The 669-nt window shown below is 49.3% G+C and carries 2 pseudogenes; one reads left to right on the top strand and one right to left on the bottom strand.

The window, feature by feature from the left end:
* Positions 1-402, top strand: a pseudogene (locus R8N47_RS25635) (transporter); the annotation flags it as partial.
* Between the two features lie 185 nt (positions 403-587).
* On the opposite strand, the pseudogene R8N47_RS25640 reads toward R8N47_RS25635, so the two are convergent.
* Positions 588-669 (bottom strand): annotated as a pseudogene (locus R8N47_RS25640) (keto-hydroxyglutarate-aldolase/keto-deoxy-phosphogluconate aldolase); the annotation flags it as partial.

A 669-nucleotide genomic window follows, 5' to 3' on the forward strand; every position in this document is an offset into this window, starting at 1 on the left:
CTCTCTTCCTCGCCATTAACGCCAAGAGAAAGCAAAGACCTGTCCGTGGTCGCAACGCTTGCCGTTCATTTACTGGTGACGGGAGGCTTCTTCCTGTTTACGCGGGTCTTTTATGCCAAAGAGCCACCATCAATCCAGCAAAGTCGCACTGCACTTGCGATTCAACTAGCCACACCGATCAGCGACGAGGAGCAGTCCCCTATCAATCATAAGCAAGGACTTTATGTCGGCTCCATCACAGCGTTGGCGGGCATGTTACTGATTCTTGCCGGCGTCGTGTTAGCGGGCTCTTCTCAATCCATCTTTGTCGCAATTGGCTGCATTGTGTTGCTGTTTAGCTTGTTCCTACTACAACCTACCCAGCACTCTAAACGTGCTTGGCAGAAACAAAAAACTAAGTAAGTAAATGGGTAAGTAAACCGTATTGGGCGCGTTGTTTTGTGTCGCGCCTAGTGGAAAGCTGGCTTTTTAACTCGCCAAAACTGCATATAAAAAAACGCCTACGGTGGAGCCGCAGGCGTTGGCAAATTGCTCAAAAGATCGTTCGACTATCTACGATAGTTCTCGGTGCTAACCGGGGTGAGGAATTATTCGATAATTCCCGCAACTTCACGAACCAGCTTCGCCAGTTCATCCCATTGCTCGTTGTCAATCAAATCGCCGGGTACC

This window comes from Vibrio sp. 2132-1 (assembly GCF_033344315.1).